This window comes from Pseudomonas wuhanensis (assembly GCF_030687395.1).
GTDB classification, from domain to species: Bacteria; Pseudomonadota; Gammaproteobacteria; order Pseudomonadales; family Pseudomonadaceae; genus Aquipseudomonas; species Aquipseudomonas wuhanensis.
Genome location: NZ_CP117430.1, coordinates 6139310 through 6155289 on the forward strand (window position 1 = coordinate 6139310; position 15980 = coordinate 6155289).

10 protein-coding genes are annotated in these 15980 nt (G+C 59.8%); 1 reads left to right on the forward strand and 9 read right to left on the reverse strand.

The genetic code is table 11. From position 1 onward, the window contains the following. Window positions 1-32: 32 nt before the first annotated feature. The 9 genes from gltB to PSH88_RS28320 all read right to left on the reverse strand — a co-directional run bounded on the left by gltB (window position 33) and on the right by PSH88_RS28320 (window position 13063). Window positions 33-4478: a glutamate synthase large subunit gene (gene gltB / locus PSH88_RS28280; protein ID WP_305424040.1), complete on the reverse strand. Its 4446-nt coding sequence runs from the start codon at window positions 4476-4478 to the stop codon at window positions 33-35. A gap of 350 nt (window positions 4479-4828) precedes the next feature. After that, complete coding sequence (locus PSH88_RS28285) at window positions 4829-6415, reverse strand: SPOR domain-containing protein (RefSeq protein ID WP_305424042.1); 1587 nt, start codon at window positions 6413-6415, stop codon at window positions 4829-4831. 10 nt (window positions 6416-6425) lie between these two features. Further along, complete coding sequence (gene aroB, locus PSH88_RS28290; protein WP_305483424.1) at window positions 6426-7526, reverse strand: 3-dehydroquinate synthase; 1101 nt, start codon at window positions 7524-7526, stop codon at window positions 6426-6428. A 150-nt stretch (window positions 7527-7676) separates the two neighbouring features. Then, complete coding sequence (gene aroK / locus PSH88_RS28295) at window positions 7677-8195, reverse strand: shikimate kinase AroK (RefSeq protein ID WP_201121330.1); 519 nt, start codon at window positions 8193-8195, stop codon at window positions 7677-7679. Between the two features lie 4 nt (window positions 8196-8199). Further along, window positions 8200-10275 carry a type IV pilus secretin PilQ gene (locus PSH88_RS28300; protein WP_305483425.1) on the reverse strand — a complete coding sequence of 692 codons (2076 nt, stop codon included), beginning with the start codon at window positions 10273-10275 and terminating at the stop codon, window positions 8200-8202. A 13-nt stretch (window positions 10276-10288) separates the two neighbouring features. Continuing rightward, a complete protein-coding gene (locus PSH88_RS28305) occupies window positions 10289-10816 on the reverse strand; it encodes a pilus assembly protein PilP (protein ID WP_305424049.1) in 528 nt (175 codons plus the stop codon). After that, window positions 10813-11436, reverse strand: a complete 624-nt coding sequence (gene pilO, locus PSH88_RS28310; RefSeq protein WP_305424050.1) for a type 4a pilus biogenesis protein PilO — start codon at window positions 11434-11436, stop codon at window positions 10813-10815. Before pilO ends, PSH88_RS28305 begins: the two co-directional genes overlap by 4 nt. Continuing rightward, window positions 11433-11999: a PilN domain-containing protein gene (locus PSH88_RS28315; protein ID WP_305424051.1), complete on the reverse strand. Its 567-nt coding sequence runs from the start codon at window positions 11997-11999 to the stop codon at window positions 11433-11435. The genes pilO and PSH88_RS28315 overlap by 4 nt, the downstream gene beginning before the upstream one ends. Next, window positions 11999-13063, reverse strand: coding sequence for a pilus assembly protein PilM (locus PSH88_RS28320; protein WP_305424053.1), 1065 nt, complete (start codon window positions 13061-13063; stop codon window positions 11999-12001). The genes PSH88_RS28315 and PSH88_RS28320 overlap by 1 nt, the downstream gene beginning before the upstream one ends. Before the next feature lie 219 nt (window positions 13064-13282). Between PSH88_RS28320 and PSH88_RS28325 the strand changes: the two genes are divergently transcribed. After that, window positions 13283-15727 (forward strand): penicillin-binding protein 1A, encoded by a 2445-nt coding sequence (locus tag PSH88_RS28325; RefSeq protein WP_370694724.1) that lies wholly within the window; start codon window positions 13283-13285, stop codon window positions 15725-15727. Window positions 15728-15980 lie beyond the last annotated feature (253 nt).

Below are 15980 nucleotides of genomic sequence, written 5' to 3' on the forward strand. Positions count from 1 at the left end.
GTTAAAACCTCATCAAACTCTTCAGGCGCATATCACTGCGGGTTGGCACGGGTGCTGGAAAGCAACGATTTCAGGTTGGCAGCCTTTGGCTTGACCAGCCAGAAACGGCGCACGTAGTCATCGAGGTTTTCGGCGAGTTCACGACCCCACTCGCTGTCGGTTTCCTCGACGTATTCGTTCAGCACGCGTTGCAGGTGGCTGCGATAGGCTTCCATCGCCTCACCGCTGATCCGCTGGATTTCCACCAGTTCGTGGTTGACCCGGTCAACGAAGGTGTTGTCCTGGTCGAGCACGTAGGCGAAACCGCCGGTCATGCCGGAGCCGAAGTTGTAACCGGTCTTGCCCAACACGCAGACGAAACCACCGGTCATGTACTCGCAGCAGTGATCGCCAGTGCCTTCCACGACAGTGTGAGCACCGGAGTTACGCACCGCGAAACGCTCACCCGCGGTACCGGCGGCGAACAGCTTGCCCCCGGTGGCGCCATACAGGCAGGTGTTGCCGATAATGGCACTGTCCTGAGTCTTGTAAATGCTGCCCTTCGGCGGAACGATGACCAGCTTGCCGCCAGTCATGCCTTTGCCGACATAGTCGTTGGCATCGCCTTCCAGGTACATGTTCAGGCCGCCGGCGTTCCACACACCGAAGCTCTGACCCGCCGTGCCTTTGAAGCGGAAGGTGATCGGCGCGTTGGCCATCCCCTGGTTGCCATGCTTGCGAGCAATTTCACCGGAGATCCGTGCGCCAATGGAACGGTCGCAGTTGCAGATATCCAGAGCGAAATCGGCGCCGCTCATGTCGTTGATGGCCGAAGTGGCCAAGTCGACCATCTTCTCGGCCAGCAGGCCTTTGTCGAACGGCGGGTTGCGGTCGACCTGGCAGAACTGAGGCTTGTCTGCCGGGATGTGATCGCTGCCCAGCAACGGGGTCAGGTCCAGGTGGTTTTGCTTGGCGGTCTGGCCTTCTAGGATTTCCAGCAGATCAGTACGGCCGATCAGCTCTTCGAGGGAGCGCACGCCCAGCTTGGCCAGCCACTCACGGGTTTCTTCGGCGACGTAGGTGAAGAAATTCACCACCATGTCGACGGTACCGATGTAGTGATCCTTGCGCAGCTTCTCGTTCTGAGTCGCGACGCCGGTGGCGCAGTTGTTCAGGTGGCAAATACGCAGGTATTTGCAGCCCAGCGCGATCATTGGCGCGGTGCCGAAGCCGAAGCTTTCAGCGCCAAGGATCGCCGCCTTGATCACATCGAGGCCGGTTTTCAGGCCGCCGTCGGTCTGCACCCGGACCTTGCCGCGCAGGTCGTTACCGCGCAGGGTCTGGTGGGTTTCGGCCAGGCCGAGTTCCCACGGTGCGCCCGCGTATTTGATCGAGGTCAGTGGCGATGCACCGGTGCCGCCGTCGTAGCCGGAAATGGTGATCAAGTCCGCGTAGGCCTTGGCCACACCGGCAGCGATGGTGCCGACGCCGGCTTCTGCAACCAGCTTCACCGAGACCAGTGCCTTCGGGTTGACTTGTTTCAGGTCGAAAATCAGCTGCGACAAATCTTCGATCGAATAGATGTCGTGGTGCGGCGGAGGCGAAATCAGGGTCACGCCCGGCACTGCATAACGCAGCTTGGCGATCAGACCGTTGACCTTGCCGCCCGGCAACTGACCACCTTCGCCCGGCTTCGCGCCCTGAGCGACTTTGATCTGCAGCACTTCAGCGTTAACCAGATATTCCGGGGTCACACCGAAACGGCCAGTGGCGACCTGCTTGATTTTCGAGCTCTTGATGGTGCCGTAGCGCGCAGGGTCTTCGCCGCCTTCGCCGGAGTTCGAACGCGCGCCGAGGCGGTTCATGGCTTCGGCCAGGGCTTCGTGAGCTTCCGGCGACAATGCGCCCAAAGAGATACCTGCGGAGTCGAAGCGCTTGAGCACCGATTCCAGCGGTTCGATCTCGCTGATGTCCAGCGGCGTATCCAGGGTCTTGACCTTGAACAGGTCGCGGATCATCGACACCGGACGGTTGTCCACCAGCGCCGTGTATTCCTTGAACTTGCTGTAGTCGCCCTGCTGCACAGCGGCTTGCAGGGTGCTGACCACGTCCGGGTTGTAGGCGTGATATTCGCCACCGTGGACGAACTTCAGCAGGCCGCCCTGCTGGATCGGCTTGCGCGGGCTCCAGGCTTCGGCCGCCAGGGCTTTCTGCTCGGCTTCGATGTCGACGAAGCGCGCACCCTTGATGCGGCTTGGCACGCCACGGAAGCTCAGTTCGCAGACTTCTTCGGACAGGCCGATGGCTTCGAACAGCTGCGCACCGCGGTACGAGGTGATGGTCGAGATGCCCATCTTCGACAGGATCTTGAGCAGGCCTTTGGTGATGCCTTTGCGGTAGTTCTTGAACACCTCATAGAGGTCGCCCAGCACTTCACCGGTGCGGATCAGGTCGCCCAGCACTTCGTAGGCCAGGAACGGATAGACCGCCGAGGCGCCGAACCCGATCAGCACCGCGAAGTGATGCGGATCGCGAGCGGTAGCGGTTTCCACCAGAATGTTGGAGTCGCAACGCAGGCCTTTTTCGGTCAGGCGGTGGTGCACCGCGCCGGTGGCGAGCGAAGCGTGGATCGGCAACTTGCCCGGGGCGATGTGGCGGTCACTCAGCACGATCTGGGTGCGACCGGCGCGCACGGCCTCTTCAGCCTGATCGGCTACGTTACGCACCGCTGCTTCGAGGCCGACGCTCTCATCGTAGTTGAGGTCGATGATCTGACGCTCGAAGCCTGGGCGATCGAGGTTCATCAGCGAGCGCCATTTGGCCGGGGAAACGACCGGCGAGCTGAGGATCACACGCGAGGCGTGTTCCGGCGACTCCTGGAAGATGTTGCGCTCGGCACCGAGGCAGACTTCCAGCGACATGACGATGGCTTCGCGCAGCGGGTCGATCGGCGGGTTGGTGACCTGCGCGAACTGCTGACGGAAATAGTCGTACGGCGTGCGTACGCGCTGGGACAGCACGGCCATCGGCGTATCGTCGCCCATCGAACCTACGGCTTCGTAGCCTTGCTCGCCGAGCGGACGCAGCACCTGGTCGCGCTCTTCGAACGTAACCTGATACATCTTCATGTACTGCTTGAGCTGATCGACGTCGTAGAACGCCGAACCATGGTCGTTGTCTTCCATGGTCGCCTGGATGCGCAGGGCATTCTTGCGCAGCCATTGCTTGTACGGATGACGGGACTTCAAGCGGTTGTCGATGGCGTCGGTGTCGAGGATCTGACCGGTTTCGGTGTCCACGGCAAAGATCTGGCCCGGCCCTACGCGACCCTTGGCGATCACGTCTTCAGGCTGGTAGTTCCAGACACCGATTTCCGAGGCCAGGGTGATGAAACCGTTCTTGGTGGTGACCCAACGCGCCGGACGCAGACCGTTACGGTCGAGCAGGCACACCGCGTAACGACCGTCAGTCATTACCACGCCAGCCGGGCCGTCCCACGGTTCCATGTGCATCGAGTTGTATTCGTAGAACGCACGCAGATCCGGGTCCATGGTTTCGACGTTCTGCCACGCAGGCGGAATGATCATCCGCACGCCACGGAACAGGTCGATGCCACCGGTGACCATCAACTCGAGCATATTGTCCATGCTGGAGGAGTCGGAGCCTACACGGTTCACCAGCGGGCCGAGTTCTTCCAGATCCATCAGATCATTGGTGAACTTGGTGCGACGGGCCACGGCCCAGTTGCGGTTGCCGGTGATGGTGTTGATCTCGCCGTTGTGGGCGAGGAAGCGGAACGGCTGCGCCAGCGGCCATTTCGGCAGCGTGTTGGTCGAAAAGCGCTGGTGGAACACGCAAATCGAAGTTTGCAGGCGCTGGTCGCTCAGGTCTGGATAGAAGGCGGTCAAATCCGCCGGCATCATCAGGCCTTTATAAATAATGGTCTTGTGGGAAAAGCTGCAGATGTAGTGATCGACGTCGGCGGCGTTGGCTACGGACGAACGACGACGGGCGCTGAACAGCTTGATCGCCATGTCCTGATCACTCAGGCCTTCACCGCCGATGAACACTTGTTCGATCTGTGGCAGGCGCTCGAGGGCCAGGCGGCCGAGGACACTGGTGTCGATCGGCACTTTGCGCCAGCCGACCAGGGTCAGGCCTTCGGCCAGGATCTCGCGGTTCATGTTCTCGCGAGCGGCTTCGGCTTTGACCGGATCCTGGTTGAAGAAGACCATGCCCACGGCATATTGCTTAGGCAATTCGACGCCGAAGGTTTCCTGGGCGATGGCACGCAGGAACACATCCGGCTTTTGAATCAGCAGACCGCAACCGTCACCGGTCTTGCCGTCGGCGTTGATCCCACCGCGGTGGGTCATGCAGGTCAGGGCCTCAATGGCCGTTTGCAAAAGGGTATGACTGGGCTCGCCCTGCATATGGGCTATCAGGCCGAAACCGCAGTTATCCTTGAATTCATCTGGTTGGTACAGACCTGCTTTCATAGACACTTTCTCACCAGGCTGCCTCTTGTCGAGGCAAATTTCTTTTCAATTCAGCCAGTTACCATCCACGCCGAACGTACGCCAGCTTTGCGGGGGCAAAAGGGAGGTCATTGTACACACCGACACAGAGGCTCACAAATTTGACGACGAAATGTCGCAAATCTATGTCGCATTTGTGAAAGGTTTAAAGCGATATGCTGTGCTAGTCAAAACTTTTTTAATTTTGACCGCAACGACTCAAAGACTACTGTGACGCAGACACCACAAGGCACGCGGTCTGTAGAGACGGCATGCGCTTGTAGAAATTTTGAGGTGCTTGGAGAGGCGGCCTGGGTAAGGCCGCCGAATCTTCAGCGAGTTGTTGCCAGTTCCTGTTGGACGCTGGCGACAGTGCGAGGCCAAGGTTTACCAGCCTGAACCTTCGCTGGCAAGGCCTTGATGGCGGTAATGGCTGCATCGCGGTTAGCGAAGCTACCGTAGGTGATGACGTAAAGCGGCTTGCCGTTGAGTACTTTCTTGAAATAACGGTACTCGCCGCCCTGCTCTTTGACGAAGCTTTGCGCGGCCGATTCAGAGCTGGTGCCTAGGATTTGCACCACGTAATTACCCGGCGCCTGGCCTGCGTACCAGCTGCCACCGGCGGCTTTGGCCACGACGACGGGCTTCTCGGCAGGTTTGGCGGCGGCGACCGGCTTGGCGGGCGCTGGAGCCGGTTTGGCAACAGGTGCAGGCGCTGGCTTGGCTGTCGCGACCTGAGTCGGCGCTGGAACCGGTTTGGCGGCAGGCGTTGGCGCAGGGCCCGGCTGGATGCCGGCAGGCGGCGCAGTCGTGGTCACGGTTGGCGGTGTAGCGCTGGAACCTTCGACCGGCACGCCGTCGTCGCCTTCGGTGATACCACCGGCCGCTTCGGCCAACGGGCCACGCATCACCGGCTGCGAGCTGCCGACCAATGGCAACGGCATCGGTTGCGAATTACCGGCAAATTCGACGGATGGAGCGCCACCGCTGTCAGGTTGTGGCGTGCCCTGGCCCAGCGGCAGTTGCGCCTGTTCGTTGGCAGGTGCGCCGGTGGTCGGTGCTTTGCTGCGACCCGGCATCAACCAGGCGGCGGCTACCGCGACCACGACAACGGCGGAAATCGCCAATACGTGTTTCTTCGGCATGTTGAACCCCATACTTGGACGCTTCACCGCTGAGCGGCTGGCAATCATGGCTTCGATCATTGCATCGCGGGCGACCTGGTTGATAGTGCCAGGCCAACCGTCGGAGCTTTCGTGAATATCAGAGATCTGATCCGCGGTGAAAAGTTCGATACCCCGGCCAGCGCCTTCAAGCCGCTGATCCAGATATTCGCGGGTTTCTTCTTCGGTGTAAGGCTGCAATTCGATGACGTGGAAACGCTCTTCCTCGAGGCTCAGCGCGTCAAGCTGAGCGATCAGCGAGGACTCGCCAAACAGGAACACGTGCGGGCGACCTTCCGGCGCACCCGCAGCCAAAGCCAGCAAGGCCTCCAGCGCCGATTCGTCGAGTTGCTCGGCATCATCCACCAGCAAATAGACTTCCTGCCCCGTAAGGGCAAGCTGTACCACTTGGGCCAGGATTGCGCCGATTTCGACCTGCTCGACGTTCAGCGCCTGAGCCACTTGACGCAGCACACCCGCTGCATCGCCGGCGCCACGGGCGGAAACCACCACGCTCTGCACTGACTGTTTGTTGGTGCTGGCCACCAGGGCCTGACGCAACAGGGTTTTGCCGCTGCCTTGAGGGCCAGTGACCACCAGCAACAACTGGCTGTAACGGGCCAGATGATGCAGTTGCCCCAGCACCGGCTTGCGCTGGGCCGGGAAAAATTTGAAGCCAGGCACCCGTGGAGCGAAAGGGTCATGACTTAACTGGTAATGGCCGAGGAAAGCCTCGTCGGCATGCAAACTAGTCATCGGGATCTTATTAACCTTTAAGCTGAGCCAGGGCGCGGTAATCCGCCCCTAACGTGGCCTGTAAAATCTCTTTCGGATAATCGTCGGTCACCACTGCTTCGCCCATGTGGCGCAGCAGCACCAGGCGCAAACGACCGTCGATCACTTTCTTGTCAATTGCCATGTGTTCGAGAAAATCGGCTTCGGTCATCTCTTCCGGCGGAATGACCGGCAGGCCGGCACGCTGGAACAGACGAATACCGCGATCACGCTCCTGTTCGTTGATCCAGCCCAGGCGCGCAGACATTTCCAAAGCCATTACGGTCCCAGCAGCGACTGCTTCACCATGAAGCCAGACACCATAGCCCATATGGGTTTCGATCGCGTGGCCGAAGGTGTGGCCCAGGTTCAACGTGGCACGCACGCCCGTCTCTTTCTCGTCGGCACCGACCACCGCAGCCTTGGCCGCGCAGGAGCGTTCGATGGCGTAAGTCAGGGCGGTCTGGTCCAACGCTCGCAGGCGATCGACGTTTTCTTCGAGCCAGGTCAGGAATGGCTCATCGCAGATCAGCCCGTATTTGATGACTTCCGCCAGCCCCGCGGACAGTTCGCGCGGCGGCAGGGTTTTGAGGGTGGCGGTATCGATCAGCACCACGTTGGGCTGATAGAAGGCGCCGACCATGTTCTTGCCCAGCGGGTGATTGATCCCGGTCTTGCCGCCAACGGAGGAGTCGACTTGCGACAACAATGTGGTCGGTACCTGGATGAAATCCACGCCACGCTGGTAGCAGGCGGCCGCAAAACCGGCCATGTCACCGATCACGCCGCCCCCCAAGGCGATTACCGTGGTGCGGCGATCATGCCGCGCAGTCAGCAGGCCGTCGAAAATCAGTTGCAGGGTTTCCCAGGTCTTGAAGGCTTCGCCGTCGGGCAGCACCACAGAAATCACCGAGAACTGCGCGAGGCTGCGGGTCAGACGCTCGAGGTAGAGCGGCGCGACGGTCTCGTTGGAGATGATCGCTACTTGCCGCCCGCGGATATGCGGGGCCAGTAGCTCAGGCTGATCCAACAAACCTTCGCCAATGTGAATCGGGTAGCTGCGCTCGCCTAGATCGACCTTGAGTGTCTGCATGTGTCCCCACAGTGAAGATGGAATCAGGCATCCTGCCTTGAGTTTACGAATTCCATGGCGTCTGCTGGTGTGACGCCGTTCGGTAGCCAGCCGCCACAACCTTGAGCGGCTGCGACAGGACGCCGAGGATAGCGCATTTCGCGCCGCGCATTAACGGGGAGGTAGTTGCTGCAAGCGGTCGAGGATATCGAGCACCACCATCCGCGGTGGCCGCTCATCGGTTTCCACCACCAGGTCGGCGATCTCCCGATACAGCGGATCACGGATTGCCAGCAAGTCCCGCAGGGTCTTGGCCGGGTCGGCGGTGCGCAACAGCGGCCGATTGCGGTCGCGAGCCGTTCGGCCGACCTGCTGCTCGACAGACGCATGCAGATACACCACCCGCCCACCGGCGTGCAGCGCTCGACGATTGGCTTCGCGCATCACCGCGCCGCCGCCGGTCGCCAACACCACGCCGTCGAACGCGCACAGCTCGGCAATCATCGCCTGCTCGCGGTCACGAAAGCCCGGCTCGCCTTCCTTATCGAAAATCCACGGGATATTGGCGCCCGTGCGCAATTCAATTTCCTTATCGGAATCTTTGAACGGCAGGCGCAGCTCTTTGGCCAGCAACCGGCCGATGGTGCTTTTACCAGCCCCCATCGGTCCAACAAGAATCAAATTTCGCACAGAATCAATGACTCACAGCAATCGCCTGATTGTTCATGATACGCGGAGTGAGAAATACCAGCAGCTCGGATTTTTTCTCCGAAACCACGTCACGCCGGAAAAGGCGGCCAAGATACGGCACATCACCGAGAAATGGCACCTTATCTACAACCTTGCTCTGAGTATTTGAGAAAACCCCACCAATGACGATGGTCTCGCCGTCGTTAACCAACACCTTGGCGTTGACCTCGTTTTTCTTGATCGGCGGTACATCCTGCACTTTGTTCAGGTAGTCCGGTTCGTCCTTGGTGACCTTGACCTCCATGATGATGCGGTTGTCCGGTGTGATCTGCGGGGTCACTTCCAGGGACAGCGAAGCTTCCTTGAACGACACCGAGGTGGCGCCGCTGGAACTGGCTTCCTGATAGGGAATCTCGGTGCCCTTGAGGATTTTCGCGGTTTCCTTGTCGGACGTGACCACCTTGGGCTGCGAAACGATTTCCCCGTTGCCGGTTTTCTCCATGGCCGAAAGTTCAAGGTCCAGCAGCACATTGTCGGTAATGAAGGCGATGCCGATCCCCGAGGTATTGGCAGAAGTCCCCAGATCGACGAACGGCGAGTTGGTACTGGTACTACCCGGCGTGCCAATGGTGGTCGAAGAGCCATTGACCCCGGACGTGTTCCAGTTACCCTTCTGCACCGAACCGCCCCAGCGTACGCCAAGGCTTTTGTCGTAATCGACGTTGGCCTCGACAATGCGCGCCTCAATCATCACCTGACGCACCGGAATATCCAGTTGCGCAACAATGCGCCGCAATTCGTCGAGTCGATCCTGAGTCTGGTAGGCAATGATGTTGTTGGTTCGCTCATCGACGGTGATTGAACCTCGCTCGTCTATTTTCGCCTCGGCGCTGGTCACTGACTGGAACAGCTTGGCGATATCGGCGGCTTTGGCGTAGTTGACCTGCAACAGTTCGCGACGAAGAGGCGCCAGTTCGGAGATCTGCTTCTGCGACTCCAGTTCCTGACGCTCTCGGGCAGCGATTTCATCGGCCGGCGCCACCAGCAGCACATTGCCGATCTTGCGTTTATCCAGGCCTTTGGTTTTCAGCACCAGGTCCAGCGCCTGATCCCATGGCACGTTCTGCAGGCGCAACGTGATGCCGCCCTGCACCGTGTCGCTGGCCACCAGATTGAGGTTGGTGAAATCGGCGATCAGTTGCAGCACCGAGCGCACATCAATGTCCTGAAAATTCAGCGAGAGTTTTTCGCCGGTGTAGGCAAAGCGTTCGGTGTTGCGCTTCTGCAGGTCATCGACAGTCATCGGTCGGATGCTGACGGTCAGTTTGTTGTCGGTCTGATAGGTCGAATAATCGAAGGCGCCGCTAGGCTCGATACTGATAATGGCCCGATCGCCCGTGGCGCTGGCGTTGACGAACTGCACCGGGGTGGCGAAATCCTTGACGTCGAGGCGTACACGCAACCGTTCAGGCAGTTGGGTCTTGGTGAAACCGACGATGATTTTGCCATCGCGTTCCTGGATGTCCGGGGCGATGGACGGATCCGACAGATCAATGACCACATTGCCCTCCCCCTGGGTGCCGCGCTGGAAATCCACGCCCCGGATGGCTTTGCCCACGGGCGCACTGACCCTGGCGGGCGCGGGCGTCGCAGTTGCTGCACGCGGTGCGCTGGCGGCCGGCTTGGGCGCCTTGCTACTGGCCCCTTGCCCGACGACCACGAACAAATTGTTGCCTTCGACGCGAGTGCTGTACGGAGTCAATTGAGTCAAGCTGATGATCAGCCGTGTACGGTCCTTGGCCTCCACGACCGTGGCGCTGCGGGCATTGCCGCCGCCAAGATCCCGATTCTTGTTCGCCAGCTGACTGGTGACCCCCGGCAGGTCCAGCGCAATCCGCGCAGGCTGCTCTGTCGTATAACCATGGGCCTGCGGCGGCGGCCCGTCGAACGACAACTTCAACTCGATACGGTCACCGGGTAGCGCGGCGACATCCAGCGCTTTGAGGTTGGCCGCCAGTACCATCGGCGACAGAAACGCTATCCATAGCGAAATACCGAAGGTTGATAAAATCCTGTTCATTGTTCGAGTTCCACTATGAGTGCTCTTTCAAAGGGATGGTTCGCGGCCGTTCCAGCCAGGCACCTTCGCCATCGGGAACGATTTCGACCACGTCGACTTGCGAACCGCTGATGGCGACGATCCGTCCATCGTTACGCCCCAGGTAATCGCCGACTTTCAGCCGATGCACACCGCCAGCCCCGCGCAACAGCGCAAAGGAACCGGCTGCATTGGAGATGGTGCCGACCATTTCAAATTGCTCGATGTTGAAACCTTCGAGGTACTGCTTGACCCGATTGGGGTCGGGTTTGACATTACGCGAGCCGTGTTTCTGGCCGGCCAGATCGACTCTTGCCTGGCGGGAGAACGGGCTACGCAGATTGGCAGCGTTGTAGGTGAATGTCGGGGAAGACTGGAATGTCGGCGTGGGTTCAATCTTGCCGGGTGCACGCAGGCGCACTTCGTTCAGGTAGGCGTCCAGGTCGCTGAAATCACTGTCGCCATCACAACCGGCCAGGATAACCAGACACATAACCATCGACAGGCAACGAATCGGGCTCATTTCTGCAACCCCTTGTCGTTGTAGCGATAGGTCTTGGCAAGGATGCTCATGCGCAACTTCGGACCGCCATCAGGATTGGCCGGCGCCAGGTCGAAGTCATGCAGAGTGACGATCCGCGGCAGCCCGGCCACGCCGCTGACGAAAGTAGCCAGGTCGTGATAAGCGCCGGTGACGGTGATCCGGATAGGGAGCTCGATATAGAACTGCTGGGTGGCCTCCGGGAGCAGCTTGATTTCTTCGAACTCCAAGCCGCTGCCCAGGCCGGTGCGGGTGATGTCCTCCAGCAGACCGGGTACTTCGGTGTCGCTGGGCAATTGCCGTAATAGCATGCCGAAGGAGTTCTCCATTTCCTTCATCTGCTGGGTATACAGCTCCAGATTCGCCGCCATATGGGCTTTGGTCGCGAATTGCTCCCTGAGCGTCGACTCTTCCTCGCGCCTGAGTTCCAAGTGGTTTTGCAGGTCGCTTATCAAAAAGCTGTAGCCCAGGGCCAGCACCAGAACCATCAGCAGGACACTCGCCAGGACCTTGATCGCCGGCGGCCAGGAACCGATGTTATTGGTGTCCAGATCGTTGATGTCGATCTGACGCAACCCTTCGAGCCATTCGGACGGCTTCATTTGGCGCCCCCCACAACTGCGGGCTGAGTCTGACGAACGGTCAACTGAAAAACATTGGCCTGATCCAGCTGACCGGCGGTGGTCGCTTTGACTTCCGTGAGGTTGGGCGCATCGAACCAGTCGGAAGCATCAAGATTGCGCATCAGATCCGAAACACGATTATTGGACTCCGCCGCACCGGTGATGGACAACGTCTTGCCGACCATTTTCACTTCGGTGAAATAAACACCGTCCGGCAAAGTACGCGCCAATTGATCGAAAATCCTCCCGCTGATCGGCCGATTCCCTTGCAGGTCCTGAATAATGCGCATGCGCTCGACGAGTTGCTGTCGACGGGCCTTCAGGTCGCTGATCTGTTTAATCCGCTCGTCGACCACGGCAATCTGCTTGCTGATGTAATCGTTTCGAGCGACTTGCCGGTTAATGGCGTTGTTAATGACCTGGTCCGCGATCAGTAGCGCGCCCACCGCCCCCACCAGCACACCGACCAACGCCAGCAAAAAGCGTTTGCGACGCCCTTCGCGCAACTCTTCACGCCAGGGTAAAAGATTGATCCGCGCCATCAGTCGAAACTCCTGAGGGCCAGCCCGCAGGCAATCATCAATGCCGGAGCATCGCTCGCCAAGGCACCGGCATTGACCTTGCTGCTCAGGGTCATGTTGGAGAATGGATTGGCGACCTGGGTCGGCGTACCCAGTCGCTGCTCGATCAACCGATCCAGCCCGGGGACCGAGGCGGTACCGCCGGCCAGGAGGATGTGATCGACCGAGTTGTACTGGCCGGAGGCAAAGAAAAACTGCAATGAACGCGACACCTGCTGAACCAACGCATCACGAAACGGCTGCAAGACCTCGCTGACATAATCGTCCGGCAAACCGCCCTGCTTCTTCGCCAGCCCCGCCTGCTCGACCGTCAGGCCATAACGGCGCTGGATCTCTTCTGTCAGTTGACGGCCGCCGAACAATTGTTCGCGGGTGTAGATGATCCGCCCGTTATACAGCACGCTCAGGGTGGTCATGGTGGCGCCGATATCGACCACCGCCACGGTCAGACGCTCCTGAGAAACGGCCAGTTGGGTTGCCAGCAGGCCGAACGATCGCTCCAGGGCATAGGCTTCGACGTCAACCACGCGCGCAGTCAGCCCGGCCAGAGCCAGGGCCGCTTCACGGACCTCGACGTTTTCCTTGCGACACGCCGCCAGCAGCACATTGACCCGCTCGGGGTTGCGCGCCGACACGCCTTGCACTTCGAAATCGATCGCCACTTCGTCCAGTGGATAAGGAATGTACTGATCGGCCTCGATCTTCAGCTGGTTTTCCATCTCGTCGTCGGAAAGTCCGGCGTCCATCTCGATGGTCTTGGTGATCACCGCCGATCCGGCCACCGCCACGGCAACGTTCCTGAGGCTGGTTTTGGCCTTGGACAGCACCCGCGCAAGAGCCTGCCCCACACCTTCGAGCTCGGCGATATTTTTCTCGACCACGGCGCTGGCAGGCAGCGGTTCGACCGCATAGGCCTCGACCCGGTACCGGTCGCCTTGGCGACTTAGCTCCAGTAGCTTCACCGACGTGGAGCTGATGTCGATCCCCAGAAGCGTATTGGCTTTTTTATTGAAGAGTCCTAGCACTACCAATTCCCTATGACTATCCGTGAGTTACGGACTCTGTAATATCCATTGCGTTCAATACCCTCCGTCTTGACAGAAGCGCAAATGACGCCCCCGACGGAAAAATGCTTATAATGCTGAGCGTTTTTTCCGCTTTCACTGCAAGCGCGGGTCATTTTCTGTATAGCCTGAACCCCTGATGCCTAATTCATTTTTTACCCTGGATATCCAAAAGCCTTGATTCGTCTGCTGAAATTTTTCGGTTGGTCCATCGTCGCCGTTTTCTGCGGACTGCTCCTGGGTCTGAGCGGCGCTTTTCTTTACCTTAGCCCCGGATTGCCGTCCGTGGAGGCGCTGAGAAGTATTCAGTTGCAGATTCCTTTGCGGGTGTACAGCAGCGATAACAAGTTGATCGCAGAATTTGGCGAAATGCGCCGCACTCCGATCCGTTTCGCCGACATTCCCCCCAATTTCATCAATGCGTTACTAAGTGCTGAAGACGACAATTTCGCCAACCACTACGGCGTCGATCCCAGCAGCCTGATGCGTGCCGCCACTCAATTGGTAAAGAGCGGACACATTCAGTCCGGCGGCAGCACCATCACCATGCAGGTGGCGAAGAACTTCTTCCTGACCAGCGAGCGCAGCTTCTCGCGCAAGACCACCGAAATTCTCCTGGCCCTGCAGATCGAACGGCAGTTGACCAAGGACGAGATCCTTGAGCTGTACGTCAACAAGATCTATCTGGGCAACCGCGCCTACGGCATCGAAGCAGCGGCGCAGGTTTATTACGGCAAGTCGATTCGTGACGTCAGCCTGGCGCAGATGGCGATGATCGCCGGCCTGCCAAAAGCCCCGTCGCGCTTCAACCCGCTGGCCAACCCGACCCGCAGCAAGGAGCGTCGCGACTGGATCCTCGGGCGCATGTACAAGCTCGGCAAGATCACCGAAGCCGACTACACCGCTGCGATCAATGAGCCGCTGAACGCCAGCTACCATGTGCCGACCCCGGAAGTGAACGCACCGTACGTCGCCGAAATGGCCCGCGCCGAGATGGTCGGCCGCTATGGCAGCGATGCGTACACCGAAGGTTTTCGTGTCACCACCACAGTCCCGAGCAATTTGCAGGAGATGGCCAACACCGCGGTTCACGAAGGCTTGATGACCTACGACCAACGGCACGGTTATCGCGGCCCCGAGTCACGCCTGCCGGGCAAAACCCGAGAGGCCTGGACTCAGGAGTTGACCAAACAGCGGATCATCAGCGGCCTGGAACCGGCGATCGTGACCCAGGTCGACAAGAACGGCGTGCAGGTGCTGACTCGCACAGGCACCGGCGAAGAGCACGTCGCCTGGGACACCATGAAGTGGGCTCGCCCGTTCCTGAACACCAACAGCATGGGCGCCAATCCGAAGCAGCCGTCGGATGTCGCGCAGGTCGGCGATCTGATTCGCGTGCAGCGTCAGCCAGACAGTTCGCTCAAATTCAGCCAGATTCCGCAGGCCCAGGGCGCACTGGTGTCCCTCGACCCGCAAAACGGTGCCATTCGTTCGCTGGTCGGTGGTTTCGCCTTCGAGCAGAGCAACTATAACCGCGCCATGCAGGCCAAGCGTCAGCCGGGTTCGAGCTTCAAGCCGTTCGTCTACAGCGCCGCCCTGGACAACGGCTACACCGCCGCCAGCCTGGTGAACGACGCCCCGATCGTGTTCGTTGACGAATACCTGGACAAGGTCTGGCGCCCGAAGAACGATACCAACACCTTCCTCGGCCCGATCCGCATGCGTGAAGCGCTCTACAAGTCGCGCAACCTGGTATCGATCCGCCTGCTGCAAGCGCTGGGGGTCGACCGCACCATCGACTACATCAGCAAGTTCGGCTTCAACAAGCAGGACCTGCCGCGCAACCTGTCCCTGGCCTTGGGTACCGCGACCCTGACGCCAATGGAAATCGCCACCGGCTGGGCCACCTTCGCCAACGGCGGCTACAAGATCACCCCGTACATCATCGACAAGATCGAAAGCCGCAACGGCGACACGCTATTCGTTGCCAACCCGCCGAGTGTTCCGAAAGGCGCCGTAGCCAGCGATGGCATCGCCGTGCCGGCCTCCGACACCTTCACGGTCAACGCCACCCCAGGCGAAGCACCAAGCGCCCAGCCAGCGCTACAAACACCGGCTGTGGCCGAGCGCATCGTCGATGGGCGCACCACTTACATCCTCAACAGCATGCTTGAGGACGTGATCAAACTCGGCACCGGCCGCCGTGCGCTGGCTCTGGGTCGCAGCGACATCGCGGGCAAGACCGGCACCACCAACGAGTCCAAGGACGCTTGGTTCTCCGGCTACAACGCCGATTACGTGACCACCGTCTGGACCGGCTTCGACCAACCGGAAAGCCTGGGCAAACGCGAGTTCGGTGGCACCGTTGCCTTGCCGATCTGGATGAACTACATGGCGGCGGCCCTTAAAGACAAACCGCCCCACACCCAAGCGGAACCCGAAGGCATTCTCAGCCTGCGCGTCGACCCGATCAGCGGCCGTGCAGCCAGCCCAAGTACGCCAGGCGCCTACTTCGAACTGTTCAAGGCCGAAGACACACCACCGTCGGTTAACGAGCTGAGTAACGGCAATGTGCCGGGCAGCCCGCTGCCTGCGGATGAGGCAGCACCGATCGATTTGTTCTGATCGCGCTGCAACACCTAAAAGCCCCGCCCTCGAAAGAAGTGCGGGGCTTTTTATTGCCTGCGGGTTATGCGCTGAATGAGCCGCCCCCTTCGCGGGCAAGCCCGCTCCCACAAGGTTCTGTGGCGCTATCAGAGGCTGTGAATCACCGCGATCCCTGTGGGAGCGGGCTTGCCCGCGAAGAGGCCTATTTAGACGATGCAAAACCCCCAGATACAAAAAAGCCCCGGCTCACTCTGAGCCGGGGCTTTTGGTT

Bases quoted from the DNA above. Each gene is read 5' to 3' on its own strand.
- aroB (WP_305483424.1), bottom strand. From the start codon at position 7,526: ATGCAGACACTCAAGGTCGATCTAGGCGAGCGCAGCTACCCGATTCAC.
- PSH88_RS28305 (WP_305424049.1), bottom strand. From the start codon at position 10,816: ATGAGCCCGATTCGTTGCCTGTCGATGGTTATGTGTCTGGTTATCCTG.
- PSH88_RS28300 (WP_305483425.1), bottom strand. From the start codon at position 10,275: ATGAACAGGATTTTATCAACCTTCGGTATTTCGCTATGGATAGCGTTT.
- PSH88_RS28285 (WP_305424042.1), bottom strand. From the start codon at position 6,415: ATGACTAGTTTGCATGCCGACGAGGCTTTCCTCGGCCATTACCAGTTA.
- PSH88_RS28315 (WP_305424051.1), bottom strand. From the start codon at position 11,999: ATGGCGCGGATCAATCTTTTACCCTGGCGTGAAGAGTTGCGCGAAGGG.
- gltB (WP_305424040.1), bottom strand. From the start codon at position 4,478: ATGAAAGCAGGTCTGTACCAACCAGATGAATTCAAGGATAACTGCGGT.
- pilO (WP_305424050.1), bottom strand. From the start codon at position 11,436: ATGAAGCCGTCCGAATGGCTCGAAGGGTTGCGTCAGATCGACATCAAC.